General features: G+C 74.5%; 21 protein-coding genes. 15 read left to right on the top strand and 6 right to left on the bottom strand.

Features of this window, described 5'->3' with window-relative positions; translation table 11 throughout:
- The first annotated feature begins 273 nt into the window (after positions 1 to 273).
- The 10 genes from QC029_RS20260 (at position 274) to QC029_RS20305 (ending at position 12,965) form a co-directional block, all read left to right on the top strand.
- A complete protein-coding gene (locus QC029_RS20260) occupies positions 274 to 1,602 on the top strand; it encodes an MFS transporter (RefSeq protein WP_279557149.1) in 1,329 nt (442 codons plus the stop codon).
- Positions 1,599 to 3,686 carry a molybdopterin oxidoreductase family protein gene (locus QC029_RS20265; RefSeq protein WP_279557130.1) on the top strand — a complete coding sequence of 696 codons (2,088 nt, stop codon included), beginning with the start codon at positions 1,599 to 1,601 and terminating at the stop codon, positions 3,684 to 3,686. The genes QC029_RS20260 and QC029_RS20265 overlap by 4 nt, the downstream gene beginning before the upstream one ends.
- Entirely contained in the window at positions 3,683 to 5,182 is a 1,500-nt protein-coding gene (locus QC029_RS20270) for an FAD-dependent oxidoreductase (RefSeq protein WP_279557131.1), read from the top strand. Before QC029_RS20265 ends, QC029_RS20270 begins: the two co-directional genes overlap by 4 nt.
- Positions 5,182 to 6,393 (top strand): NAD(P)/FAD-dependent oxidoreductase, encoded by a 1,212-nt coding sequence (locus QC029_RS20275; protein WP_279557132.1) that lies wholly within the window; start codon positions 5,182 to 5,184, stop codon positions 6,391 to 6,393. Before QC029_RS20270 ends, QC029_RS20275 begins: the two co-directional genes overlap by 1 nt.
- A 106-nt stretch (positions 6,394 to 6,499) precedes the next feature.
- Positions 6,500 to 8,095, top strand: coding sequence for a PLP-dependent aminotransferase family protein (locus QC029_RS20280; protein WP_279557133.1), 1,596 nt, complete (start codon positions 6,500 to 6,502; stop codon positions 8,093 to 8,095).
- 331 nt (positions 8,096 to 8,426) lie between these two features.
- Entirely contained in the window at positions 8,427 to 9,374 is a 948-nt protein-coding gene (locus tag QC029_RS20285; protein WP_279557134.1) for a helix-turn-helix domain-containing protein, read from the top strand.
- Positions 9,375 to 9,528: 154 nt separating this feature from the next.
- On the top strand, positions 9,529 to 10,179 hold the full coding sequence (locus tag QC029_RS20290; protein WP_279557135.1) for a DJ-1/PfpI family protein: 651 nt from the start codon (positions 9,529 to 9,531) through the stop codon (positions 10,177 to 10,179).
- An 87-nt stretch (positions 10,180 to 10,266) separates the two neighbouring features.
- Positions 10,267 to 10,875, top strand: a complete 609-nt coding sequence (locus QC029_RS20295; RefSeq protein ID WP_279557136.1) for a DJ-1/PfpI family protein — start codon at positions 10,267 to 10,269, stop codon at positions 10,873 to 10,875.
- A gap of 49 nt (positions 10,876 to 10,924) precedes the next feature.
- On the top strand, positions 10,925 to 11,659 hold the full coding sequence (locus tag QC029_RS20300; protein WP_279557137.1) for a DJ-1/PfpI family protein: 735 nt from the start codon (positions 10,925 to 10,927) through the stop codon (positions 11,657 to 11,659).
- Positions 11,660 to 11,951: 292 nt separating this feature from the next.
- Positions 11,952 to 12,965 (top strand): BtrH N-terminal domain-containing protein, encoded by a 1,014-nt coding sequence (locus QC029_RS20305; RefSeq protein WP_279557138.1) that lies wholly within the window; start codon positions 11,952 to 11,954, stop codon positions 12,963 to 12,965.
- 742 nt (positions 12,966 to 13,707) lie between these two features.
- Here the strand turns inward: QC029_RS20305 and QC029_RS20310 are convergent.
- Complete coding sequence (locus QC029_RS20310) at positions 13,708 to 14,085, bottom strand: toxin Doc (protein ID WP_279557139.1); 378 nt, start codon at positions 14,083 to 14,085, stop codon at positions 13,708 to 13,710.
- Positions 14,085 to 14,324: a hypothetical protein gene (locus QC029_RS20315; RefSeq protein WP_279557140.1), complete on the bottom strand. Its 240-nt coding sequence runs from the start codon at positions 14,322 to 14,324 to the stop codon at positions 14,085 to 14,087. The genes QC029_RS20310 and QC029_RS20315 overlap by 1 nt, the downstream gene beginning before the upstream one ends.
- 621 nt (positions 14,325 to 14,945) lie before the next feature.
- Between QC029_RS20315 and QC029_RS20320 the strand changes: the two genes are divergently transcribed.
- Positions 14,946 to 15,671 (top strand): dienelactone hydrolase family protein, encoded by a 726-nt coding sequence (locus QC029_RS20320; protein WP_279557141.1) that lies wholly within the window; start codon positions 14,946 to 14,948, stop codon positions 15,669 to 15,671.
- On the opposite strand, the gene QC029_RS20325 is transcribed toward QC029_RS20320, so the two are convergent.
- Together QC029_RS20325 and QC029_RS20330 are read right to left on the bottom strand one after the other, a co-directional pair.
- On the bottom strand, positions 15,661 to 15,810 hold the full coding sequence (locus tag QC029_RS20325) for a hypothetical protein (RefSeq protein ID WP_279557142.1): 150 nt from the start codon (positions 15,808 to 15,810) through the stop codon (positions 15,661 to 15,663). The two genes, QC029_RS20320 and QC029_RS20325, sit on opposite strands and share 11 nt — an antisense overlap.
- A 174-nt stretch (positions 15,811 to 15,984) precedes the next feature.
- Positions 15,985 to 16,470: a hypothetical protein gene (locus QC029_RS20330; protein WP_279557143.1), complete on the bottom strand. Its 486-nt coding sequence runs from the start codon at positions 16,468 to 16,470 to the stop codon at positions 15,985 to 15,987.
- 503 nt (positions 16,471 to 16,973) lie between these two features.
- Here QC029_RS20330 and QC029_RS20335 point away from each other — a divergent pair.
- The 3 genes from QC029_RS20335 (at position 16,974) to QC029_RS20345 (ending at position 19,357) form a co-directional block, all read left to right on the top strand.
- Entirely contained in the window at positions 16,974 to 17,945 is a 972-nt protein-coding gene (locus tag QC029_RS20335; protein WP_279557144.1) for a bacteriorhodopsin, read from the top strand.
- A gap of 47 nt (positions 17,946 to 17,992) precedes the next feature.
- Positions 17,993 to 19,000 (top strand): Brp/Blh family beta-carotene 15,15'-dioxygenase, encoded by a 1,008-nt coding sequence (locus tag QC029_RS20340; protein ID WP_279557145.1) that lies wholly within the window; start codon positions 17,993 to 17,995, stop codon positions 18,998 to 19,000.
- Positions 19,001 to 19,084: 84 nt separating this feature from the next.
- Positions 19,085 to 19,357: a hypothetical protein gene (locus QC029_RS20345; protein ID WP_279557146.1), complete on the top strand. Its 273-nt coding sequence runs from the start codon at positions 19,085 to 19,087 to the stop codon at positions 19,355 to 19,357.
- 203 nt (positions 19,358 to 19,560) lie between these two features.
- On the opposite strand, the gene QC029_RS31220 is transcribed toward QC029_RS20345, so the two are convergent.
- Positions 19,561 to 19,884 carry a DUF6193 family natural product biosynthesis protein gene (locus QC029_RS31220; protein WP_369281319.1) on the bottom strand — a complete coding sequence of 108 codons (324 nt, stop codon included), beginning with the start codon at positions 19,882 to 19,884 and terminating at the stop codon, positions 19,561 to 19,563.
- A 111-nt stretch (positions 19,885 to 19,995) separates the two neighbouring features.
- Positions 19,996 to 21,009 (bottom strand): LacI family DNA-binding transcriptional regulator, encoded by a 1,014-nt coding sequence (locus QC029_RS20350; RefSeq protein WP_279557147.1) that lies wholly within the window; start codon positions 21,007 to 21,009, stop codon positions 19,996 to 19,998.
- Between the two features lie 423 nt (positions 21,010 to 21,432).
- On the opposite strand from QC029_RS20350, the gene QC029_RS20355 reads away from it, so the two are divergent.
- A complete protein-coding gene (locus QC029_RS20355; RefSeq protein ID WP_279557148.1) occupies positions 21,433 to 22,398 on the top strand; it encodes a glycoside hydrolase family 6 protein in 966 nt (321 codons plus the stop codon).
- The last annotated feature ends 249 nt before the right edge of the window (positions 22,399 to 22,647 follow it).

Here is a 22,647-nt window from a genome sequence, read left to right on the forward strand (position 1 = left end):
GCAGGGAGACACGCCGACGATGCCTGCCAGACGAACCCCGGCCATCCCGCCCCTCCATCCGCCCTCCCGCCCCCGTCCCGGCCGTACGGACGGAGGCCGGCCGTGACTCCGCCCCTGGACGCCTTCACCGGCGTCCGGAAGCCGACCGGGCGGAGTGGCCCAGCCGGTTCCGGCGGCGGCGCGGACACGCCCCCGCCGGGCAGCACCCCTCCGGACGGCGACCGGGCCGCGCGACAGCCCACGGCCCCGCGCCCGCAGGGCCGCGGCCGCCACATCAGGAACTGGGACCCGGAGGACGAGGCGGCCTGGGAGGCCGGTGGCAGACTCGTCGCACGCCGGAACCTGGTCCTGTCGGTCTTCTCGGAGCACATCGGCTTCTCCGTGTGGAGCCTGTGGTCGGTGCTGGTGCTGTTCATGTCCCCGGAGACCGGCTTCGGGTTCTCGGCCGGGGAGAAGTTCCTGCTGGTGATCGTCCCGACGGTGGTCGGCGCGGTGCTGCGGCTGCCCTACAGCTACGCGGTGACCCGCTTCGGCGGCCGCAACTGGACCGTGTTCGCCTCCGCCGTCCTGTTCGTTCCCACCCTGGCGACCCTGCACTTCGTCCAGCGCCCGGGCACGCCCCTGTGGGTGTTCCTGCTGATCGGCGCGACCGCCGGTGCGGGCGGCGCCAACTTCGCCTCCTCGATGACCAACATCACCGGCTTCTACCCGCGGCGCCTCCAGGGCTGGGCCCTGGGCCTGAACGCCGGCGGCGGCAACCTCGGCGTGGCGGCGGTCCAGATCGTGGGGCTGCTGGTGATCGCGACGGCGGGCAGCGCCCACCCCTCGTACGTGGTGGCGGTGTACTTGCCCCTGATCGGGGCCGCCGCACTGCTGTCGGCCCTGTTCATGGACAACATCGACACCGTGCGCACCGAACCCGGTGCCCAGCGCGAGGCCGTTCGGGAACGCCACACCTGGTGGATCTCCCTGCTCTACGTCGGCACGTTCGGCTCGTTCATCGGCTACGGGTTCGCGTTCGGCCTCGTACTGCAGACCCAGTTCGGCTCCACCCCGCTGGAGGCGGCGCGGCTGACCTTCCTCGGACCGCTGCTCGGCTCGCTGGCCCGCCCGTTCGGCGGCTGGATGGCCGACAGGTGGGGCGGGGGGCGGGTCACCCTGTGGGCCTACGTCGGCATGCTCGCGGGCACCGTGCTGCTGCTGGTCGCCTCCGCACGCGAGTCGCTGGGCCTGTTCCTGGCCGGCTTCACCGCCCTGTTCGTCCTCAGCGGGATCGGCAACGGCTCCACCTACAAGATGATCCCCGTGGTCTTCGGTCTCGAGGCCGAACGCGAGATCGCGGCCGGCCGGGACGCGACGCGTGCCTTCGCCCGGGCCCGCAGACTCTCCGGCGCGGCGATCGCCATCGCCGGGGCCGTCGGTGCGCTCGGCGGAGTCGCCATCAACCTGGCCTTCCGGTCCTCGTACGCCTCCTCCGGCACCGGCGACAAGGCGTTCTGGGGGTTCCTCGCCTTCTACGCGGTGTGCGTCGTGGTGGTCCGGACGGTCTACCCGGATTCCGTGCGCGGCGGGCGCGGCGCTGTCAGGAGGGCGGGGACGTGAGCGAACCCCGGCAGGTGAGGACGCACTGCCCGTACTGCGCCCTGCAGTGCGGCACCCGGCTGAGCCGCGAGGACGGCACCGTGCGCGTCCGGCCGTCCGACTTCCCCGTCAACCGGGGCGGGCTGTGCCGCAAGGGCTGGACGGCGCCCTCCGTGCTCGACGCTCCGGACCGGCTGCGCCACCCCCTCCTGCGCGGCAGGGACGGGCGGCTCCTCCCGGCGGACTGGGACAGTGCGCTGGACGCGGTCGCGGCCGGGCTGCGACGCGTACGGCGGGACCACGGACCGGACGGGGTCGCCGTCTTCGGCGGCGGCGGGCTGACCAACGAGAAGGCCTACCTGCTGGGCAAGTTCGCCCGGACGGCACTCGGCACCAGCCAGATCGACTACAACGGGCGGTTCTGCATGTCCTCGGCCGCCGCCGCCGGCAACGCCGCGTTCGGTGTGGACCGGGGCCTGCCCTTCCCGGTGACCGACCTGGCGGAGGCCGACACCGTCCTGCTCGCCGGCGCCAACGTCGCCGAGACCATGCCGCCGCTCATGCGCCACCTGGACCGGGCCGACCTCGTCGTCATCGACCCGCGCCGCACCAGGACCGCCGAGGCGTCGGCCCTGCACCTGCAGCCGCTGCCCGGCACCGACCTCGCCCTGGCGCTCGGCCTGCTGCACATCGCGGTCACCGAGGGATGGTGCGACCCGGACTACATGGCGGAGCGCACCAGCGGGTTCGACGAGGCGTGGCGGAAGGCGCTGGCTTGGTGGCCGGAGCGGGTCGAGCGCGTCACGGGCGTGCCCGCCGGCGAACAGCGCGAGGCGGTCCGGACACTGGCCCGCACGCGCCGCGCGTACGTCCTCACCGGGCGCGGGGTCGAGCAGCACAGCAAGGGCACCGACACCACCGCCGCCTTCATCAACCTGGCCCTGGCCCTGGGCCTGCCCGGCCGACCGGGCAGCGGCTACGGCTGCCTGACCGGCCAGGGCAACGGCCAGGGCGGGCGCGAGCACGGTCAGAAGGCCGACCAACTGCCCGGCTACCGCAGGCTGGACGACCCGGCGGCGCGCGAGCACGTGGCGCGGGTGTGGGGCGTGGACCCGAACTCGCTGCCGGGACCGGGGCGCAGCGCCTACCGATTGCTGGACGCCCTCGGCGAGCCGGACGGCCCCAGGGCCCTGCTGGTCTTCGGGTCGAACCCGGTGGTGTCGGCCCCGCACGCCGGGCGGGTCGGGGACCGGCTCGCCGGGCTCGACCTGCTGGTGGTCGCGGACTTCTTCCGCTCCGAGACCGCCGAACTGGCCGACGTGGTGCTGCCGGTCGCCCAGTGGGCCGAGGAGGAGGGGACCCTGACCAGTCTGGAGGGCCGCGTGCTGCGCCGCCGCCGGCTGCAGGACCCCCCTGCCGGGGTCCTCGGGGACCTGGAGGTCATCCGGGCCCTGGCGGTCCGGCTGGGTCAGCCGGCAAGCCGTTTCCCGGCCGCGCCGCGCGAGGTGTTCGACGAGCTCCGCCGGGCCTCCCGGGGCGGCCCCGCCGACTACTCGGGCATCGACTACGAGCGGCTGGACGCCGGTGAGGCCCTGTACTGGCCCTGCCCCGAACAGCCGGAAGGCGCCGAGCCCCACCCCGGCACGCCCCGGCTGTTCCTGGACCGCTTCGCCCACCCCGACGGGCGCGCCCGGTTCGCCGCGGTCGACCACCGGGAGAGCGCCGAGACGGCCTGCGCGCAGTACCCGCTGACCGCCACCACCGGGCGCGCGCTCGCCCACTACCAGTCCGGCACGCAGACCCGCCGCGTCCCCGAGCTCCTCCGGGCCGTGCCGGAGGCCTACGTCGAGGTGCACCCGGACACGGCGGCCCGGGCAGGACTTTCGGAAGGGGGGACCGCCGTCGTCACCTCGCGGCGCGGACGTCTGAGGGCCCGGGTGAGGATCGTGAACACCATGCGCCCCGACACCGTCTTCCTGCCCTTCCACTTCCCGATGTCCGGCCGGGCCAACCTGATCACCAATCCGGCGCTGGACCCGCGCAGCGAGATGCCCGAGTTCAAGGTGTGCGCCGTACGGATCGAGCCGGAAGAGGCCGGAGCATGAGAGCGGGCATCGTGATAGTCGGCCACGGACCGGCCGCCCACCGACTCGTGCAGCTCCTGCGCCGGTACGGGTACCGGGGGCGGATCGGGGTCCTCGGCGCCGAGCACCGCCCCGCGTACCAGCGTCCCCTGCTGGGCGAGGTGCTCGGCGGGCGGCTGAGGCCGTCCGCCCTGACGCTGCCCGGCATCGCCGGTGACGCCGACGTGCGCGACGGCGTCACCGTGACCGGCGTGGACCGGCGGCGGGCCCTGGTGCACACCGACGACGGCGGCTCGCACCCCTACGACACGCTGGTCCTCGCCACCGGCGCCCGGCCGCACCTGCCGGACCTGCCCGGGCTGCGGGCTCCCGACGGATCCCCTGCCGGCGGGGTGACCGCCCTGCGCACGCTCGACGACTGCCTGCGGATCGCCCCGCCGCCGGGGACGGGCCCGGCGGACGCCGGGGGGGGAGGCGGGCGGGGGCCGGACGTGGCCGTGCTGGGCGCGGGGGTGCTGGGCGTGGAGACCGCCGTGGCCCTGCGAGGCGGCGGCCGCGGTGTCACCCTGGTCCACCCCGCCCCGCACCCGATGGAGAACCGGCTCGACGCGACCGCCGGGCTCCTGCTGACCGAACGGCTCGAACGGCTGGGGGTCCGGGTGCTGCCGGGCCGAACGGCCCGGGCGTACCGGCCCGGCGCCCTGCTGCTCGAGGACGGCGAACAGGTGCCCGCCCGCCACCTCGTCGTGTGCGCCGGTGCCGTGCCCGAGACCTCGCTGGCCCGCGGCTGCGGGCTGGCGGTGCGTACCGGTGTCGTCGTCGACGCGGAGCTGCGCACCAGCGACCCCCGGGTCCGTGCCATCGGCGACTGCGCGGAGTACGAGGGCACCGTGGGCGGGAGTGTCCTGACGGCCTGGGAGCAGGCGGATGTCCTGGCGCGACTGCTCACCGGAGGCGGAGCCCGGTTCCGGGGGACCCGCCCCGCCGTCCGGCTGCGGGCGCGGGAGATCGATCTGGCGGTGCTGGGGACACCGGACGCGCCGGGGGAGGAGCACCCCGCCGGCTCCGCCGATGAGGTGGTGACCTTCACGGACCGGACGCGCGGCCGGTACGCCCGGCTCGTCCTTCGGGAGGGACGCGTCCACGGCGCCGTGCTGCTGGGCCTGCCCCGCGCGATCGCCGCCGTCGCCCACCTGTACGACCGGGACCTCCCGGCGCCTTCCGACCGGCTGTCGCTGCTGCTCGGGACTCCTCCCGCGGGCGACCCGGGAGGTCCGGCGGAGGACGATGTCGTCTGCTTCTGCGGCGGCGTCACCCGGGCCGAGGTGCGGCGGTCCTGGCGGGACGGCGCCCGGGACCTGGCCGCGGTGGCCGCGGCCACCCGGGCGACGACCGGCTGCGGGGGCTGCGCGCGGGAGGTCCTGGCGCTGGGCGGGGAAACGCACCCCGGTGCGGCGCAGCCGGTGGACGGCGGGCCGCGCCGCCTGGTGGGGCTCCTCGGGGAGGGTGGGGCGTGATGGAACGGACCCTCGTCGTCGTCGGATACGGCATGGTCGCCCACCGTCTGGTGGAGCGGCTGCGGGCGGACGATCCCGGCCGGCGCTGGCGGCTGGTCGTCCTGGGGGAGGAGCCGTGGCCCGCGTACGACCGGGTCTCCCTCACCTCCCGTCTGGAGGGCCGGGACGCCCGGGACCTCCTGCTGGCCGGCCCCGAGCCGCTCCGCGCCCCCCGGGTGCGGCTGCGCCTCGGCACCCGTGTGGTCCGCGTGGACCGGCGGCGCGCGCGGGTGGTCGCCGCGGACGGCACCGCCTGGCGGTACGACGCGCTGGTGCTGGCCACCGGGGCGCGCCCTTTCGTGCCCCCGGTCCCGGGCCGCGACCTGCCGGGCTGCTTCACCTATCGCACCCTGGACGACCTCGAGGGGATCCGTGCCGCCGCGCGGCCCGGCGACCCGGCCGTCGTGATCGGCGGCGGACTGCTCGGGCTGGAGGCGGCGAACGGCCTGCGGGCACTGGGCATGCGCCCGCGGATCCTGGAGCAGGCGCCATGGCCGATGCCGGCCCAGCTGGACGCACGCGGTGGTGAACTGCTCGCAGGGCTGGTGGGCGAGCGCGGCATCGCGGTGCGCTGCGGCGTCTCGGTCGGCTCGCTGCGCGCCGGCCCCGGCGGACGGGTGCGGTCCGTCGTGCTGCGTGACGGGACCGCCCTGGACGCCTCCCTGGTGGTGCTCGCCTCCGGTGTCCGGCCGCGCGACGAACTGGCCGGTGCCGCCGGTCTGGCCACGGGGGAGCGGGGCGGCTTCCTCGTCGACGAGCACTGCCGTACCGCCGATCCCCGCATATGGGCGGTCGGGGACTGCGCGGCGGCCGGGGGCCGCTCCTACGGACTGGTCGCACCCGGTTACCGCATGGCCGACACGGTGGCGGCCCAGCTGACCGGGGGAGCGGTGAGGCCGTTCACCGGCGCCGATCCGTCCGCGCGGCTGAAGCTGGCCGGGGTCCACGTCGCCGGCTTCGGCGACGCCCACGCACGCACCGCGGGGGCGGTGGAGTTCGCCGTCGAGGACCTCCGCGCGAGACGCTACGCCAAGCTCGTGCTGAGCGGGGACGGGGGTGTCCTCCTCGGCGGGGCGCTGGTCGGTGACACAGCGGCCTTCCCCGCGCTGCGGTCACTGGTGGGGAAGCGGCTGCCCGGCTCCGCCGACGCCCTGCTGGGCCGCCGACCCTGAGCCTTCCGGCCCCCGGCGGGCGCTGGAAGGATGTGCGCGGCGAAGGGACCCGGGGGCGCCGGCCGGTGAGGGACCGGGGGCGAGCAGAGCGAGAAGGGGGAGCAGGATGCGCTTCGGCGATCGCGCCGTACCGCTTGGTGAGGAGGGTCCCGGCGCAGGCCGGGCCGCGGCGCCGGCGCGGGGTGACGAGCGCCGCCACCGCGGATCGCCGGGCGGCGGACCCGCGGGAGGGACCGGGCACGACGGGAACGGCGCGCCGCACCCCGCGGACCACTCCGTCCGGCCCCCCGCGCCGGGCGTCCGCTTCCTCGACCTCCAACTGGACCTGGACCTGCGCCGGCGGCACGGGCGTTCGGAGGAACTGGCCGCGGCGCTGCGCCGGGCCATCGACTCCGGGCGCCTGCGGCCGGGTACCCGTCTGCCCTCCACACGCGGCGTCGCTCAGGAACTGGGCCTGGCCCGGGGGACGGTCACCAGCGCCTACCGCCGGCTCGTCCTCGAAGGGCGCCTGGAGGCCGAGCAGGGCTCCGGGACCCGGGTGACCTCACCGCGCAGCGCCGCGCCGCCGGACACCTCGGCCGGCCCCGGCGCCAGGAACCCGTGGCGCTGGAACCTCAGGCCCGCGATGCCCGACGTGACGCTCTTCCCCAGGACGGCCTGGGTGAGGGCCACCCAGCGGGTGCTGCGCGAGGCGTCGGCGGAGGCTCTCGACTACGGGGATCCCCGCGGCCGGCCGGAACTGCGCCAGGCGCTCGCCGACTACCTCGGCCGGGCGCGCGGGGTGGTTGCCCAGCCGGACCGGATCGTCGTCTGTCACGGCTTCACCCAGGCGATCGGTCTGCTGGCGAGGGTGCTGGCCGGTCACGGAGCCGGGAAGCTCGCGATCGAGGACCCGTCGTACCCGCTTTTCCGGAAAATCATCCGGATGGCCGAACTCACCGCGCACCCGGTCGAGGTGGACGAACACGGGCTGCGGCCCGAGCTGCTGGACGCCGAGGCCGTGCTCGTGACTCCGATCCACCAGTACCCGCTGGGGGTGTCGCTGTCCGAGGAGCGCCGCGAGCGGTTGCTGGCCTGGGCCCGCGCGACCGACTCGGTGATCGTGGAGGACGACTACGACGGCGAGTTCCAGTACGGGAGGCGCCGGATCGGGACGCTCCAGGCACGGGAACCGTCTCGGGTCATATACGCCGGTACCACCAGCAAGACGCTCGCCCCCGGCCTGCGGCTGGCCTGGCTGGTGCTGCCCCCGGACTGGGTCGAGCCGGTCACGGCGGCCAAACGGATCGCCGACCAGCACTCCGCGGCGCTCACCCAGATGGTGCTGGCGGAACTGATCACTTCGGGGGCGTACGACCGGCACGTGCGGCACTGCCGCAACCACTACCGGGGCAGGCGGGAGCAGTTGGGCGCGGCCCTCGCCGAAAGGGTGCCGCAGGTCCGTCTGCTGGGGGAGAACGCGGGGCTGCACGCCGTGGTGCACTGGCCGCAGGACGGCCCGTCGGAGCGCGAGGTGCTGCACGCCGCCCGGCACGAGTCCCTGGCGGTCAGCGGCCTCGGGGAGTACTGCGTGGTGCCGGGCTCCCGGCCCCCCGGCCTGGTGGTCGGGTACGCGACCCCGCCGCGGCACGGCTACGCCGGGGCGCTGGAGTCCCTGACCAGAACACTCCGCCGCGCCTTCGGCACGTCGGGGAACCGATGAAGGGGTGACGTCTCCCCGGCCCCCGCGGGGCCGCCTTGCCGGGCGGCCGGTGTCCCCGGTGCCCGGGGAGGCCTCCACGCCACGCTTCCGGTGACCGCGGCCGCAGGCCCCTCGTACGGGAATCCGGGAGCGTGCTTCTCCCGCTCCTCGTCGGTCAGGCCCCCACCCGCTGTCCGGCAGGCCGCGGCGAAGGGGCCGGCCGCGACGGCGGGGCGGGCCCCCGGACGCGCCCACCGGGGACCCCGGGCCCGCTGAAGCCCCGCACCACACCGCCACGGCCACCGCGGGCCCCCTGCCCGCACCGACCGGCCCTCTTCTAGGCTCCGTTGGCATGCATGCTGTCGCGGTCCTCGCGCTGGAGGGAGTGTCGGCCCTCGACCTCTCCATCCCCTGTCAGGTGTTCGCCTTCGTGTCGTGTCCGGATGGCTCGCCGGCCTACGACGTGCGGGTCTGCGCCGACCGGTCGGTGACCGCGACGGCCGGTCCGTCGCGGCCGTTCCGGGTCTCCTCCGCGTACGGCTGGGGTGATGTCCGCGCCGCGGACACCGTCATCGTTCCCGGGGTCCCCGCCGATCACGTGCCGCATCCGCGCGTGGTGCGGGTCCTGCGGGAGGCGGCGGCCCGCGGGGCGCGGATCGCCTCCATCTGCACGGGGGCCTTCGTCCTCGCGCACGCCGGGCTCCTTCGGGGGCGGCGCGCCACCACGCACTGGCGGTTCGCCGACGCGCTGGCCGAACGGTATCCGGAGACGGACGTCGACCCGTCCGTGCTGTACGTCGACGAAGGGCAGGTGCTCACCTCCGCCGGAATCGCCGCCGGCCTCGACCTGTGCCTGCACATGATCCGCGTCGACCACGGCGCGGCCGTCGCCGCCCACGCCGCGCGGATGCTGGTGATGCCACCGCAGCGCACCGGCGGCCAAGCGCAGTTCATCGAGTACCGCACGCCCCAGGACGACTCCCTGGACCTCGGCCCCACGCTCCAGTGGATGCGCGGCAAGCTGAGCGAACCCCTCAGCCTCGCCGACATCGCCGCCCACGCCATGATGAGCCGGCGCAGCCTGGCGCGGCACTTCCGCGCCCAGACGGGCACCACGCCGCTGCGCTGGCTGCTCGCCCAGCGCCTCCAACGCGCCCGGGAACTGCTGGAGACGACGTCCCTGCCGCTGACGGCGGTGGCCGAGGCGACCGGGTTCGGATCCCTGGAGACCCTGCGCCACCACTTCACCCGCCAGGTCGGCACGACCCCCTCCGCCTACCGGGCGGCCTTCCACGCGTGAGCAGGGCGCGCCTCCCGGACGGCGTGGCCGTATCTTGCGCACCGTAGGCACGCACGCCGGTGCCGCCAAGCACCGGCCGCCGGAAGACTGAACGCGTTCCCGCGCCCCGGCCCCGGCCGGGACCGCGCCGCCCACGTCTTCGCGGAGGCCCCCCATGCCGTTCCCGTCCGGAACCACCGCGCCCTCCCCGCCCCCCGCCTCCCGGCCCGCGCGGCGACTGCGCGTGCACACCGTGCTCTACGACGGCGTCGAGGAACAGGACTTCGCCGGTCACGTCGAGGTGTTCGGCATCGCCGGCCGGGAGCGGATCGCGCAGTCCTTCGTCACCGCCGACGGCGCCCGCCGGGTGAGGACGTCCGCCGGGATGGAGATCGTGTGCCGGGACCCCTGGTCCCCCCGCTCGGCCGACCTGATCATCGTCCCCGGCGCCGGGTACGGCGACGGCTCCCCGCTTCAGCGGGAGACGCAGCGCGGTGTCCTGCCCGGCGCGCTGGCCGCGGCCCGCCGGGACGGTCTGGTCCTCGGGGCCGTGTGCACCGGCACCATGCTGCTGTCCGCCGCGGGCATCACCGCCGGCCGCCCCTGCACCACGCACCACATCGCCCTGGACGACCTGCGCGCGCAGGGCGGGCGCGTGGTCGCGGGCCGGGTCGTCGACGACGGCGACCTCGTCACCTGCGGAGGCGTCACCTCCGGCATCGACCTGGCGCTCTGGCTCCTGGAGCGGTTCTTCGGCGCGGACACGGCCCTCTTCGCCGAGGAGGTCCTGGAGTACGAACGCCGGGGCACCGTGAACGTGACCTGAGCACCGCGCCACCCGCCCGCCACGGCACACGGTCCCGCCCCGCCCGGACTCCGCCCGGCCCGCCACGCGACACCGAGGAGCCCACCCATGACCACGTACGGCGTCCTGCTCTTCCCCACCGCCGAGGAACTCGACTTCACCGGCCCCTTCGAGGTCTTCGCCACCTCCGCCGAACTGCGCGACGGCGCCGACACCGCCCTGCTCGTCGCCGAGCGCGGCGACCCGGTCCGCTGCGCCAACGGCATGCGCGTCCTGCCCGACCACACCCTGGACGACCACCCGCCGCTGGACGTGCTGCTCGTCCCGGGCGGCTCCGGGGCCCGGGAGGCCGAGCCGCACAACGCGCGCGTGACCGACTGGCTCGCCGACCGGGCCGCGCGGGCCCACTGGACCGTCGGCGTCTGCACCGGCGCCTTCCTCCTGCACGCCGCCGGACCCGCCCGCGGCCGCCGCGTCGCCACCCACTGGCGGTACGAGGCGGCGCTCGCGGCGCGCGGCGACGTCACCGTCGTGTCCGACGCCCGCTACGTCGTCGACGGCCGGCTGCTCACCAGCCAGGGCGTCTCCGCCGGCATCGACAGCGCCCTCTGGCTCGTCGGCCACCTGCACGGCCGCGACCACGCGCGTGCGGTACGGCGCGCCCTCCAGTACGAACCGGCGCCCCCGTACCTCGCGGACGAGCCGCTCGCCCGCTGACGGGCCGGCGCACCGGCCCACCGACCCCACCACGAGAAGAGGTCATCCCGTGAACCGACGTACTCTGCTGCGCACCGCCACGGCCCTGGGAGCCGCGGGTCTGGCGACCGGCGTCCCCCTCGACGCGGCCACCGCGGCTCCCGCGCCCCCCTCCCCGTCCCGTGACCCGCTCCGCGTGCACGTCGTGCTGTTCCCGGGCGTGGAGGAACTCGACCTCGCCGCCCCCTACGAGGTGTTCAGCGCCTCCGACTACTTCACCGACCGCGGCGTGGAGGTCCGATACGTCGCCCTCGACGGCCCCCGCGCGATCACCGCCGCCTTCGGCACCCGGCTCCGCGCCGACCGGGGCTGGGCCCCGCAGGAGGCGGACCTCCTGGTGGTCCCCGGCGGCGGGTACGCCCGCAGGGAGGACCCCGGGGTCTGGGCGGAGATCCGGCGCGGCGCCCTGCCCCGGGCTCTGGCCGAGGCACGCCGGCCGGGGCTGACCGTCGCCGCCCTGTGCACCGGTGTGATGCTGCTGTCCGCCGCCGGCATCACCGCCGGCCGCCCCTGCACCACCCACCACCGGGCCCGCGCCGACCTCGAGCGGCAGGGGGGTGTGCTGAAGAACGCGCGCGTCGTCGACGACGGCGACCTGGTGACCGCCGGCGGCGTCACCTCCGGCCTCGACCTCGCCCTGTGGCTGGTCCGCCGCGAACTGGGCGTCGACGCCGCGCTGGGACTGGAAGCCATGCTGGAGTACGAGGCCCGCGGAACGGTGTGGACACCTCCCTCGCCTTCCTGACCCCTGACAGCGGCCCGGTCGGCGGCACGACGCCGCGCGTCGGGGCTCATGGGCGGAGCGGTGGCCCCTCCCGCCGTGGGAGGGTCCACCATGGTGGGGTGCACGACGAACTTCCGGCCGTCGGGCCCCACACCCGCCCGCCCCTGGTCCACAGCGCGCTCCTCGCCCTCATCCACGAGCGTGAACCACGCCCCCGGGCACCCGTGCGCGGGGTCTGTCCCGTCGGGCCGGCGGAGGCACCGCGGGAAGGACTGGCGACCCGGCCGACCGTCCCCGTTCAGGAGAGCACGGCATGATGAGGGTGGGGGGCGTCGACGCCCGCGGTACGCATCACTGCGAGACGTCGACTCTGGGGGTGCTGCTGCGGCACGAGGGAATCGATCTGTCCGAGCCCATGCTCTTCGGCCTCGGTTCCGGTCTGTCCTTCATCTACTGGGACGGCAAGAACATGGACTTCCCCTTCCTCGGGGGGCGGGTCAAGCCCTTCGAGCTCACGAGGAACCTGGCCGCCCGGCTCGGGCTGGAGCTCGCGGTCCAGGAGACCACCTCTCCCCGCAGGGCGTGGGAGAACGTGGCAGCCGCCATCGCCGCCGGTCACCCCGTCGGACTGCAGCTCGACAGCCACCACCTCGACTACTTCGGGTCGAAGGCGCACTTCGGCGGTCATGTCGTCGCCATGTACGGCTACGACGACCACGACGCCTACCTGGTGGACACCGACCAGCAAGGCGGAGCGGTGTCCACCAGCCTGGCCGGCCTCGCCCGGGCCAGGGCCGCGCGCGGCCCGATGACCGCCAGGCACCGGTCCTTCACCCTCACCGCTCCGAAGAGCCTGCCTCCCCCGCAGGTCCGGATCATCGCCGCCATCACCGCCTGCGCCGACGCCTTCCTCGACCCGCCCATCGCCAACCTCGGCCACCGGGGCATCGAGAAGGCCGGCAAGCTGGTGCGCACATGGCTCCAGCGCACTGACGACCCGCGGCGGGACCTGCCGCAGGCCGCCCTCCTGATGGAGAAGGCCGGCACCGGAGGCGCCCTGTTCCGCAACCTCTACCGCGACTTCCTCGCCGAGTGCACCCGACTGCTCGACAGCAGGAACCTGCGCACCGGCCATCGGTTGTACGCCGAGGCGGCCACCTTGTGGACCGAAGTCGCCGCACTGATCACAAGGGCCGGTGAATCAGGCGATGCGCAGTACCTCGTACGGGCAGGCGCCGTTCTCCGCGATCTCTCACGCATGGAGCGCGAGGCCATGCAGGCGCTGAGTCGCCTGGGCAGCGAGGCGCCCGGCGCGATCCAGCCCTGACGTTCTCCGAGGAACCCCCGTCCTCCGAACACCGCTCCACGGGGCCGCCCGGACCCCCGCAGCGTCTTCGGGAACCCCTTCAAAGACCGAGTCCGCTCAACGACCTCGGACCACCGTTCGCCGGCATGGTCCGAAGCCATGGCGGCCCCCGAACCGACCGACGAGCCGGGCCCGCTCGTCACCGAACCACCCGTCCGCACCGGAATCAGGATCGGACACGCCCGGGTCTCGACCGGCGAGCAGAAGCTCGAACGACGGTTCCACGCGCTCACCGCCGGTGCCGGAGGATCCTCGCGGGCGAGAAGCCGGGCAGGAACGCGCTCCGCCCGGGGCCGGCGGCGTGACCGGCTCGCCGCCCGGCAGGCCTCGTCCGCCCTGTCCCCGGACACCGCATCCCGGCATCCGGCGGGGGAGAGGCGCCCGTGGCCGCGCCCGGCGTGGTCCGGGTGCCGGGGCCGGAACCGGACTGGCAGCCCGTGACCGTCCCGCCGTACCAGGCGGGCCTGAGCCCTGCCGTCCGGCGCCGTCTGCGGCAGACCGCCTCCGCCCTCCACGAGCCGGTCGCCGGACTGACGCCGCCGCTGGAGGCACTGGCAGCCCGGCTGCGGCTGGGCGGGGAGCGCACCCGGGGGACCCCGGTCCGGGCAAGGGCTGCACGTTCGTGTGGGTCGACCGGGAGTTCAGGACGCCGACGGCGCGCGGCCATGGCGAACGGTCCGCGACGCCTGCCCGGGCGGTCAGGTCAGATGCGCCAGGTGCGGATGCGGTCGGCCACCTGGTAGACGGTCGTCTTGCGGTCCTGGATGGCGCGGACCAGGTCCACCAGTGCCCCGTACGGGGGGTCGATGCCCTGGCCGCAGGCGTGCATGTAGGCGGCCGCGACCTGGCAGGCGTACAGGCTGTTGCGGTGGGGCAGCGGTTCCAGTCGCACCAGGGTGTGCAGCAGGGAGGCCGCCCGCCAGGCCGGGTCCGGGTCGGTGGCGTCCGGGTGGGGGATGCGGGTCTTGTGGCGGGCCACGGCCGCGACCAGGGCCGAGTAGTCGGCCACCGACAGATCCTCGGGCACGGCCCTCTCCTGGATGTCCAGCAGCCAGGAGACGTCGATGTACAGCGGGTTCATCAGGCGGCTTCGGTCCCGCGGGAGCGGCGGGCGGGGGGCGCCTCGTCGGGGAAGGCCGCGTCGAACTCCGCCCGGTGTTCCTCTCCCCAGGCCAGGGCGTAGCCGGTGAACTGCAGGCGCTGCTTCTCGCGCAGCGGCAGGTCGTGGACGTACTGCTTGAGGGACTTGCCCTCGGCGGCGGCGGCGGCGCGGACCGCCTCCAGTTCTTCCTCGGTGAAGGTGATGTTCAGCGACGGCATATCCGCATGGTACCTACTAGGTACCTGACCGGCCAGAGGGGACGGCAACGCGGTCGAGTCGACCACCGCCGTACGGCCTCCGCCGCGCCCGGCACGGCGACCGCAGCGCAGCGGCCGACCGCAAGGTCGGCGCACTGCCGCAGGCGTCAGCGGCAGCCGGCGCGGACCGCCCCGGTCGCCGCTCCACACCCACCGCCCGTCGGAGGTGCGAGTGAGGCCGAATTCCGGCCTCGGGGAACATCGGTACAGCGGTTGGCGCTGAGAACGATCCCGGTTGCGCGGAGGAAGCCGGCGACCTTGCCGGGCGTGTCGAGGGTGATGGGCAACTCCGGAGCAGGGGCAGGGGCATCAGCGGCGTGCTCGGGCAGGAGGTCGGCGACGGCGGTGCGTACGGCGCCGCGGCTGACGTCGTGCTCGCGGGCGAGGGCGGCGATGGAGCGGCCGTCGAGGCAGGCGGTGCGTACGCCGGTGACCTGCTGGCCCGCCGGGGCGGGGCGGCGTCCACCCTTCGTTTGACGACAGGCGGCCGACGCGTCCGGGTGATGTGGTCGGGACAGACCGCTGTCTGCCATGGGTGAACACCACCCCGAGCGGGCGCAACGGTCATTACCGTCCAGCCGCATGACGACGGTCACAACCCGTACGGTCGCATACCCGGCCGACAACCTGACGATGGTCGGACACCTCGCGCTCCCGGCCGGTGCCGGGCGCCGGCCCGCAGTCCTGATCGGACCCGAGGGGATGGGGCTCAGCGACGTCGAGCGCCGGCGGGCCGAGGCTCTGGCCGAGCTGGGGTACGTGGCGCTGGCCTTCGACCTCCACGGCGGGCGCTACTTGGAAGACCCGGAGGAGATGTTGGCCCGTTGCATGCCGCTGCTCGCCGATCCCGACCGCATGCGAGGAATCGGCCACGCCGCGCTCGACGTGTTGCGTGCCGAACCACGGGCCGACCCCGACCGGACCGCCGCCGTCGGCTACGACACCGGGGGCGCGGTCGCACTGGAGCTCGGTCGCGACGGCGTCGACCTGCGCGCGATCGGGACGGTCAACGCACTGACCACGGGCCGACCGGGCGAGGCGGCACGCATTCGCTGCCCGGTGTGGGCCGGGGTCGGGTCGGAAGACCCGATCATGCCGCCCGCGCAACGGGAGGCGTTCACCGCAGAGATGCAGGCCGCGGGCGTCGACTGGCGTCTCGTGGTCTACGGAGGAGCCCTTCACGCCTTCCACCACCCACCGGTCGACCACACCGCGCCTCCCGGCGTCGGCCACCATCCACGGCACGCACAGCGCGCCTGGCGTGACGTCGTCGCCCTGCTCGCCGAGTGCCTGCCCGTCACGGATTGATCCGATCGGCTCCCGGTACCCACTCCTGCCCGCCGTCGTCGTCTTCGTCCGGTTCCGGGGTGTCCGGTTCCGGGGTGTCCGGGTCGCGCAGCGGGCGCAGGGCGCCGGCGGCGTCGATGTGCTCCGTGGTCCACGGCACGATGGCGTTGAGGACCAGGCCGAGCGCACCGAGCCGGTCTTATCCGAACTAGCCCGGCTCGGCGGCAGGTCCGCCTGTGAGCCGTCGTTCACCACGGAACGTAGTCGTGAAGAAGTCGGGTCGAGGGGTTCCGTCGGGCGTGTCGTGCATGTCGTCCGCACGCGCCTCGCGGTCTTACTGGGAGAACGCGTAGGTCCGGACGGGGTCGAGGTGCAGTTCGAAGGGCCCGAAACAGTCGGCCGCGAGGGTCGCGACCGGAGCGCCGCAGGGGCAGGCCCGGTTGAGTCCCTCATCGCCTCTCGGTCCGCAGCACCCACTGCCGTTCTCCCAGGTGGGCAGTGGCCGAAGGCTGGCGGCGTCATCAGGGTGCACCAGCACTGTGTGCCGGCTGCCGGCCGAGATGACGAAGCCTTCTTCACGGCAGACCACAGGTCCGCGCGATTGAGCTGGCTTCGGATCCTCCTGATCGTCCTGCATGACGTAGAGAGGTCCCCAGGGCTCGGGATCGATCGCGTGGCGGCCCCGCGGAACGGTGGAAGGCGCCCGGCGTGTCTCCTTGTCCCGGTCGCGCTCGTCGTCGGAGACCTCAGGGACGGCGGCAAGCTCGGCCGGCTCCGGCGTGATCGCGGTGCCGCACTCGGAACAGAGGAAGACGGTCATCCCCTCGTCGTGGTGCTCAGGTCTGCCCCTTCGCGTCCTCGTCTCGCTGCTCGGAGTCGATGCGCGCGACGACGCCACGGAGATCGGGCATGCCCAGGTGGACGGTGGTGTGCCGGACCGCGAGGTCGCGCATGGCGGCGAGCTTCTGCTCGGCGGCGGCGAGGCCGGCCTCGATCGCGGCGACCTCGCCGAGCCGTCCCTGTTCCTTGGCCTCCCGGAGCCGGTCGAGCAGGTCACCACGGCGCCCTGCCCGGGAGAAGACAGGCGATCGGCGGCCGCCTCAACGGGGGAACCCCGCTCGCCCCGGCCCCCGTGTCTTCCTAGGGTGAGGCCGTATCAGCCGCCTTCCGCCGCCGTGCGGTCGCCCCGGCCTCCACCGGGCGGGCCGTTCGCGCGGCCGTGGCCGTCCGCGGCGTGGGGCGCAAGGCCAGGAGGATCCGCCCGCAGCCCCGGCGGACCGGGTTCCGCACCACCAGGGCGCCGAAGCGAAGGAGATCCTCACGATGGACCCGACGAGAACACCGGCGGTTCCTCCCGGGGACGGCGAGTTCTCGGGAACGCTGATCTACACGATCGGCGAGTACCGCATGGTCCAGTACGCCCTGGTGGCGGCCGGCCTGGCGCTGCTGGCCGGCTTCATCTACTCGATCTCCAGCAGGAACGAGGTGTCGCCGCGCTACCGCACCGCCGTCAACGCCAGCGCCCTCCTGCAGGCGGTGGCGTTCCTGGCGTACGTGGCCCTCTTCGTCTCCTGGCAGAACGCCTTCGTGCGGGTGGGCGAGCGCTACGTGCCCGTGGTCGGCGAGGCGTTCGACGGGGGGCTGCGGTACGCGGACTGGTCCGTCACCGTTCCGCTGCTGGCGGTGGAGTTGCTGAGCGTCTGCGCGGTGGCCGGCAGACGGCTGTTCCGGCAGCGCGCCGTGGCCGTGGCGGCGGCGTTCCTGATGATCGTCACGGGTTTCCTGGGGTCCCAGGTCTTCGACGGCGGCAACCGGGTGCTGTGGCTGACGGTGTGGGCCGCGATCAGTACCGTGTTCTTCCTGGTGCTGTACGCGGTGCTCGGCCGCGCGGTGCTGGCCAGCCGCGGCGAACTGTCGCCGGACGCCTTCACCACCCTGAAGCGGGCCACCATCATGGAGTTCGGCGTCTTCGGCGCCTACCCGCTGATCTACCTGATCCAGCAGTCCGTCGGTCCCGGCTCCAACCTGGTCGCCTGGGCCCTGGTCACCCAGCTCGGCCTCTGCGCGGCCGACGTCGTCGCCAAGGTCGGTTTCGGCGCGATGATCCACAAGGTGGCCAAGCTGCGCACCGCCGACGACGTACGGGCCGGCACCGGGACCCACTCCGAGGAGGTGTGGATCTCCCACGTCAAGCAGGCCGACGCCTGGCCCCCGGTGGCCGCGGCGCTGACCGGGCACGGCGCCCACCCCGCGCCGCTGCCGGTACGTGACGGCGACGGCCACCACGGCCGTTGACTCCTCGCGCGTCCGCGGGAGGTCTTCCTCCCCCGCGCCTCCCCGCCGTGGCCACCGGCGTCTCCACCGGCGCGGTGGCCCTGGTGCTCGCCGTCCAGTGCGCCGCCCCGGACCTCTGGCACCGCTGGTCGGTTCCGGTCTTCGTGGCCGGTGTGGTGGCGGGGATCCCCCACGGCGCGGTGGACCACCTGGTGCCCGGCTGGTTCCGGCAGGTCCCCGCCGCCGGGCGCGGCGCGGCCGTCCCGCTGGGCTACGCCGTGACCGCCGCGGGCGCCTTCGCCGTCTGCTGGTGGGCGCCGGCGTTCGCGCTCTGCGCCTTCCTGGCGGCCTCGGCGGCGCACTTCGGCCACGGCGAGGTCCGGTTCGACGCGCTGCGCGGCACCCGCCCGGCCGCGGGGGGACGGACGCTCGCGGCCGCCCACGGCACGGTCACCACCGCGCTGCCCCTGATCCTGTGGCCCGAGCAGGTCCGGCCGGTCGTCCTGCTGCTCACCCCCGAGGCGGAGTGGTTGCTCACCACCACGGCACGGTCGGTGGCCGCCGTGCCGGCGGGAGCCTGTGTGCTGGCCGGATGCGCGGTGGCGCTGCGCCGCGCACGGTTCCGGCAGGCCGCCGAGCTGCTGCTCCTGACCGCCCTGTTCGCCCTGGTCCCGCCCCTGGCGGCATTCGGTACGTACTTCGGGGCCTGGCACTCGGTACGGCACATCGCCCGGCTCCTGCTGACCGATCCGGCCAACGCGGAGCCGTTGCGCGCGGGGCTGACCGGGGCGGTGCTGCGGCGGTTCTGCCGCCAGGCGGCCGCGCCCACCGCCGTCACCCTCGCCGCCTGCGCATTCCTGTACCGGGCCGGCGCGCCGGACGGTCACGCGGTCACCGCCGCCGGTGTGGCCCTGCTGGCCGCCCTCACCGTCCCCCACCTCCTCGTCGTCGCCTGTCTCGACCGCCACGAGCCGTGGGGAGGGATCGGGGCCGGAGGGCGGGAGGGGGAGGCGGGCCCGGCAGGGGGCCCGCGGAACCCGTCCGGCCGGCGGACGCGTTCCCGCGGTGGCCGGTGAGGGATGCCCCGCCCCGTCCCGCCCCGCCCCGCCTCGCCTCGGTGCGGGGGCGGGCTGTCGGTGGTGGCTGGGATGCTGCCGGGCATGGATGCGGAGGAGTTCATGCGGGGCCGGGTCTACGGCGCCGACCACGACGACCCCCATGTCGGCCCCCGGGCAGGTCACGTCTACCGGGAGCTGGTGGGCGGGCCGCTGGACGGTCTGCTGCTGGACGTCACCGGCTGGGAGGAGGAGCGGCTGTGCGAGGGGGCGGCGCTGGCCACCGAGATCGGTGCGTTCGGGCCCGGTGGCCGCGCCGCCTACCGGCCCCGCCCGGGTGATGCGCGCCGGTGGGACTGGTGCGGGGACATGCCCTGACCGGCCGCACGGGAGGCCGGCGCGGTGCGCGGGGCTGTCCGTACAGTGCCGGCCTCCCGTGCGGCCGGGGGCGGTATGGGCGGTGTACGGGCGAAGACGCCGCCGGGCCGCTACGTGATGGGGCAGGGTCCCGGCCGCCCTCCTCCCCGCAGGCGCACGCGGCGGGCACCGCACCCGTCAGCCCGTCCGCCCGTTCCTTTCGATCACTCGGACCGGGGCGGGTGGCCCACCACGGGAGCGACGGCTTCGGCGGGCGCCTCGGCCTCGCCGGGGAGGTCGGCGTAACCGGATGTGCGGACCTCGTACGGCGGCCCGCCGTACAGGAGGACGGGAAGGTCGTCGTGATGCAGCCCAGACCCGAGCGGGGCGCTACGCGGGAACCGCGACGTCCCGTGAGCCGGGAAGGGACAGAGGCAGCGCAAGCGCGGCTCGGCATACTCGGCATACGGAGAGCCTCGACGACGGCGAGCAGCGAGCCGTGGCCGGCCCCGCGAGCGCCGGGCTTGCGCTCCGGGAGCCGGCGCCAGGCGGTCACCACGTCAGGGCTTTGAGCATGGGGTTCACCCTCGAAGCCCCCTGGGTCCCCCGCGGGCCGTTCACCAACGGGAGCGGGACGGAGCCGAGCGTCCTGGCACCCGTCAGGCGCTGGAGCGGGCGACCAGGCGGGTGGGCAGGATCAGCGGGGTGGGGTCCTGCCCGTTGACGAGCGCGACGAGCATGCGCGCCATCTCCCGTCCGAAGGCGTTCACGGGCTGATGGACGGTGGTGAGCGGCGGGTCGGCGACCGCGGCGACGGCCAGGTCGTCGAAGCCGACCACGGCGACGTCGGCGGGGACCAGTCGGCCGGCTTCACGCAACGTGCGCAGCGCTCCCACCCCCATGTTGTCGCCGGCGGCGAACACCCCGTCCAGGTCGGGATGCCTCGCCAGGAGCGCGGCCATGGCGGCGGCACCGCTGGACTCGGTGAAGTCCCCCTCCTGCGGCGGAAACGGGTCGAGGCCGGCCGCCAGCATGGCGTCCCGGTAGCCGCGGTACCGGGCGCGCCCGGCCTCGGTGTCCAGACGCCCGCAGATCGTGGCCACGCGCGTGCGACCACGCGAGACCAGGTACTCGGTCGCCTCGCGCGCCCCGCCGACGTTGTCGACGTCCACGTACCACCGAGGGGGCGAACCGACCGGGCGTCCTCCGAACACGACGGGCATCCGCGCCTGCTCGGCCATGGGGGCCAGCGGGTCGCCCTCGCGCAGCGCCATGAGCATGACGCCGTCGGCGCCTTTGGCCCGCAGGAGCCGCTCCACCCGCTTGCGGCCCCGATCGGAGGCCGCCAGGCACAGCATCAGATGCAGGTCGGCTTCCTCCAGAGCGGCCGACGCCCCCACGATCACCTGAGCGAAGAACGGATCTGCGAAAATCGACGGGTCCTCCCCGGCGATGACCAGGGCTGCTGCTCCCGTGTGGCGGGTGGCCAGAGCACGGGCGGTCGGATCGGGCACGTAGCCGAGCTGCCGGACGGCCCGCTCGACCGCCTCGCGCTTGGCGCGGCTGACGTGCGGTGCGTTGTTGAGGACGCGGGAGGCCACCGAGCGGGAGACACCGGCGAGTTCGGCCACCTCGTCGAGCGTCGAGTGCCGGCGTGGCGCATCTATTGCCATGAGCCATGAGCCCTTCCCTCTCGGCCGGACGAGAAGCATCTCACCTCGGTCTTCCTCACTGCCACCTACTCGGTCGGTGCCGGAGGACAGGTCCGGGACCCTGGGTACGGAGGGCTGGAAGCGCTTCCAGTTCCGGGGCTGTAGATCCCTGCTGTCTTCTTTCGCGAAGAGCGGCCCTACATCGGCCCTTGACAGTCCCATCGGCCCACAACATGATATCGACCACATCTCAAAGCCCATCAGGGTTATTGGGACCGCTTCCAGTGGGAGCGTTCCCATTCACTGAAGGCCCCTTCGGGGATGTCGCCCCTGCCGGAGAGTCGCCGCCGCGAGGGGACGTCGTACCACCGCACTTCCTCAGCGCGTCACACGCTCGGGACGAGAGCGTGCGGCGCATCCCTGCCAGGAAATCGAGGTACAGCCATGCGCCGCAGACTCCGCGCCCTGGCGGCAGCGCTCTTCGCGCTGCCTCTGGCGCTCACCGCCGCACCGTCCGCACACGCGGCCGACCCGACCACCATGACCAGCGGGTTCTACGTGGACCCCGACTCCAGCGCGAAGCGATGGGTCGCCGCCAACCCCGGCGACGGCCGGGCGTCCGCGATCAACGCCTCCATCGCCAACACCCCGATGGCCCGCTGGTTCGGCTCCTGGAGCGGCGCCATCGGCACCGCCACGAACGCGTACGCGGGAGCGGCGGACCGTTCGGACAAGCTGCCCGTCCTCGTCGCCTACAACATCTACAACCGCGACTACTGCGGCGGGCACTCCGCCGGCGGAGCCACCTCGCCGTCCGCCTACGCCACCTGGATCGCCCAGTTCGCCGGCGGGATCGCCGGCCGCCCGGCCGTCGTCATCCTCGAACCGGATTCCCTCGGGGACTACGGCTGCATGACCCAGGCCCAGATCGACGAACGCGAGAGCATGCTCACCGGCGCCCTCGCCCAGTTCAACCGCCAGGCCCCCAACACCTGGGTCTACCTCGACGCCGGCAACCCGGGCTGGGCCGCCCCGGCGACGATGGCCGGGCGCCTCCACGAGGCAGGCCTGCGCCAGGCCCACGGTTTCTCGCTCAACGTCTCCAACTACTTCACCACGGCCGAGAACACCGCCTACGGCAACGCCGTCAACAGGGAACTCAGCGCCCGCTACGGCTACACCAAGCCGTTCGTCGTGGACACCAGCCGCAACGGCAACGGTTCCAACGGCCAGTGGTGCAACCCCGCAGGCCGCCGTATCGGCACCCCCACCCAGATGGGCGGAGGCGCCGAGATGCTCCTGTGGATCAAGGCCCCGGGCGAGTCCGACGGCAACTGCGGCGTCGGGGCCGGTTCCTCGGCCGGGCAGTTCCTCCCCGAGGTCGCCTACAAGATGATCTACGGCTACTGATCCCAGGGCCCCGTGACCCGGCGCAGGGGGCTCCTCGCACGCCTTGGGACGCGCTCGGCAACCCCCGGCCGTGGTGAACGTCCTGCTCCCGCGGGACACCGCAGAGGGTGGAGCGGGACGGGCGGACTCTGCCGCGGCCGTCCTTGCCCGCGCGGCGGACCGGTTCCCGCAGCGAGGGCCGCCCGGCCTTCCCACGGACGCGCCGCACGGTTCCCACGCGTGCCGCACCGGTGGGGACCTGCGCGGGGG

It is taken from the genome of Streptomyces sp. DH37, from assembly GCF_029813835.1.
GTDB lineage: Bacteria > Actinomycetota > Actinomycetes > Streptomycetales > Streptomycetaceae > Streptomyces.

Bases quoted from the DNA above. Each gene is read 5' to 3' on its own strand.
- QC029_RS20270 (WP_279557131.1), top strand. From the start codon at position 3,683: ATGAGAGCGGGCATCGTGATAGTCGGCCACGGACCGGCCGCCCACCGA.
- QC029_RS20275 (WP_279557132.1), top strand. From the start codon at position 5,182: ATGGAACGGACCCTCGTCGTCGTCGGATACGGCATGGTCGCCCACCGT.
- QC029_RS20280 (WP_279557133.1), top strand. From the start codon at position 6,500: ATGCGCTTCGGCGATCGCGCCGTACCGCTTGGTGAGGAGGGTCCCGGC.
- QC029_RS20285 (WP_279557134.1), top strand. From the start codon at position 8,427: ATGCATGCTGTCGCGGTCCTCGCGCTGGAGGGAGTGTCGGCCCTCGAC.
- QC029_RS20290 (WP_279557135.1), top strand. From the start codon at position 9,529: ATGCCGTTCCCGTCCGGAACCACCGCGCCCTCCCCGCCCCCCGCCTCC.
- QC029_RS20295 (WP_279557136.1), top strand. From the start codon at position 10,267: ATGACCACGTACGGCGTCCTGCTCTTCCCCACCGCCGAGGAACTCGAC.
- QC029_RS20305 (WP_279557138.1), top strand. From the start codon at position 11,952: ATGATGAGGGTGGGGGGCGTCGACGCCCGCGGTACGCATCACTGCGAG.
- QC029_RS20310 (WP_279557139.1), bottom strand. From the start codon at position 14,085: ATGAACCCGCTGTACATCGACGTCTCCTGGCTGCTGGACATCCAGGAG.
- QC029_RS20315 (WP_279557140.1), bottom strand. From the start codon at position 14,324: ATGCCGTCGCTGAACATCACCTTCACCGAGGAAGAACTGGAGGCGGTC.
- QC029_RS20320 (WP_279557141.1), top strand. From the start codon at position 14,946: ATGACGACGGTCACAACCCGTACGGTCGCATACCCGGCCGACAACCTG.
- QC029_RS20330 (WP_279557143.1), bottom strand. From the start codon at position 16,470: ATGACCGTCTTCCTCTGTTCCGAGTGCGGCACCGCGATCACGCCGGAG.
- QC029_RS20335 (WP_279557144.1), top strand. From the start codon at position 16,974: ATGGACCCGACGAGAACACCGGCGGTTCCTCCCGGGGACGGCGAGTTC.
- QC029_RS20345 (WP_279557146.1), top strand. From the start codon at position 19,085: ATGGATGCGGAGGAGTTCATGCGGGGCCGGGTCTACGGCGCCGACCAC.
- QC029_RS20350 (WP_279557147.1), bottom strand. From the start codon at position 21,009: ATGGCAATAGATGCGCCACGCCGGCACTCGACGCTCGACGAGGTGGCC.
- QC029_RS20355 (WP_279557148.1), top strand. From the start codon at position 21,433: ATGCGCCGCAGACTCCGCGCCCTGGCGGCAGCGCTCTTCGCGCTGCCT.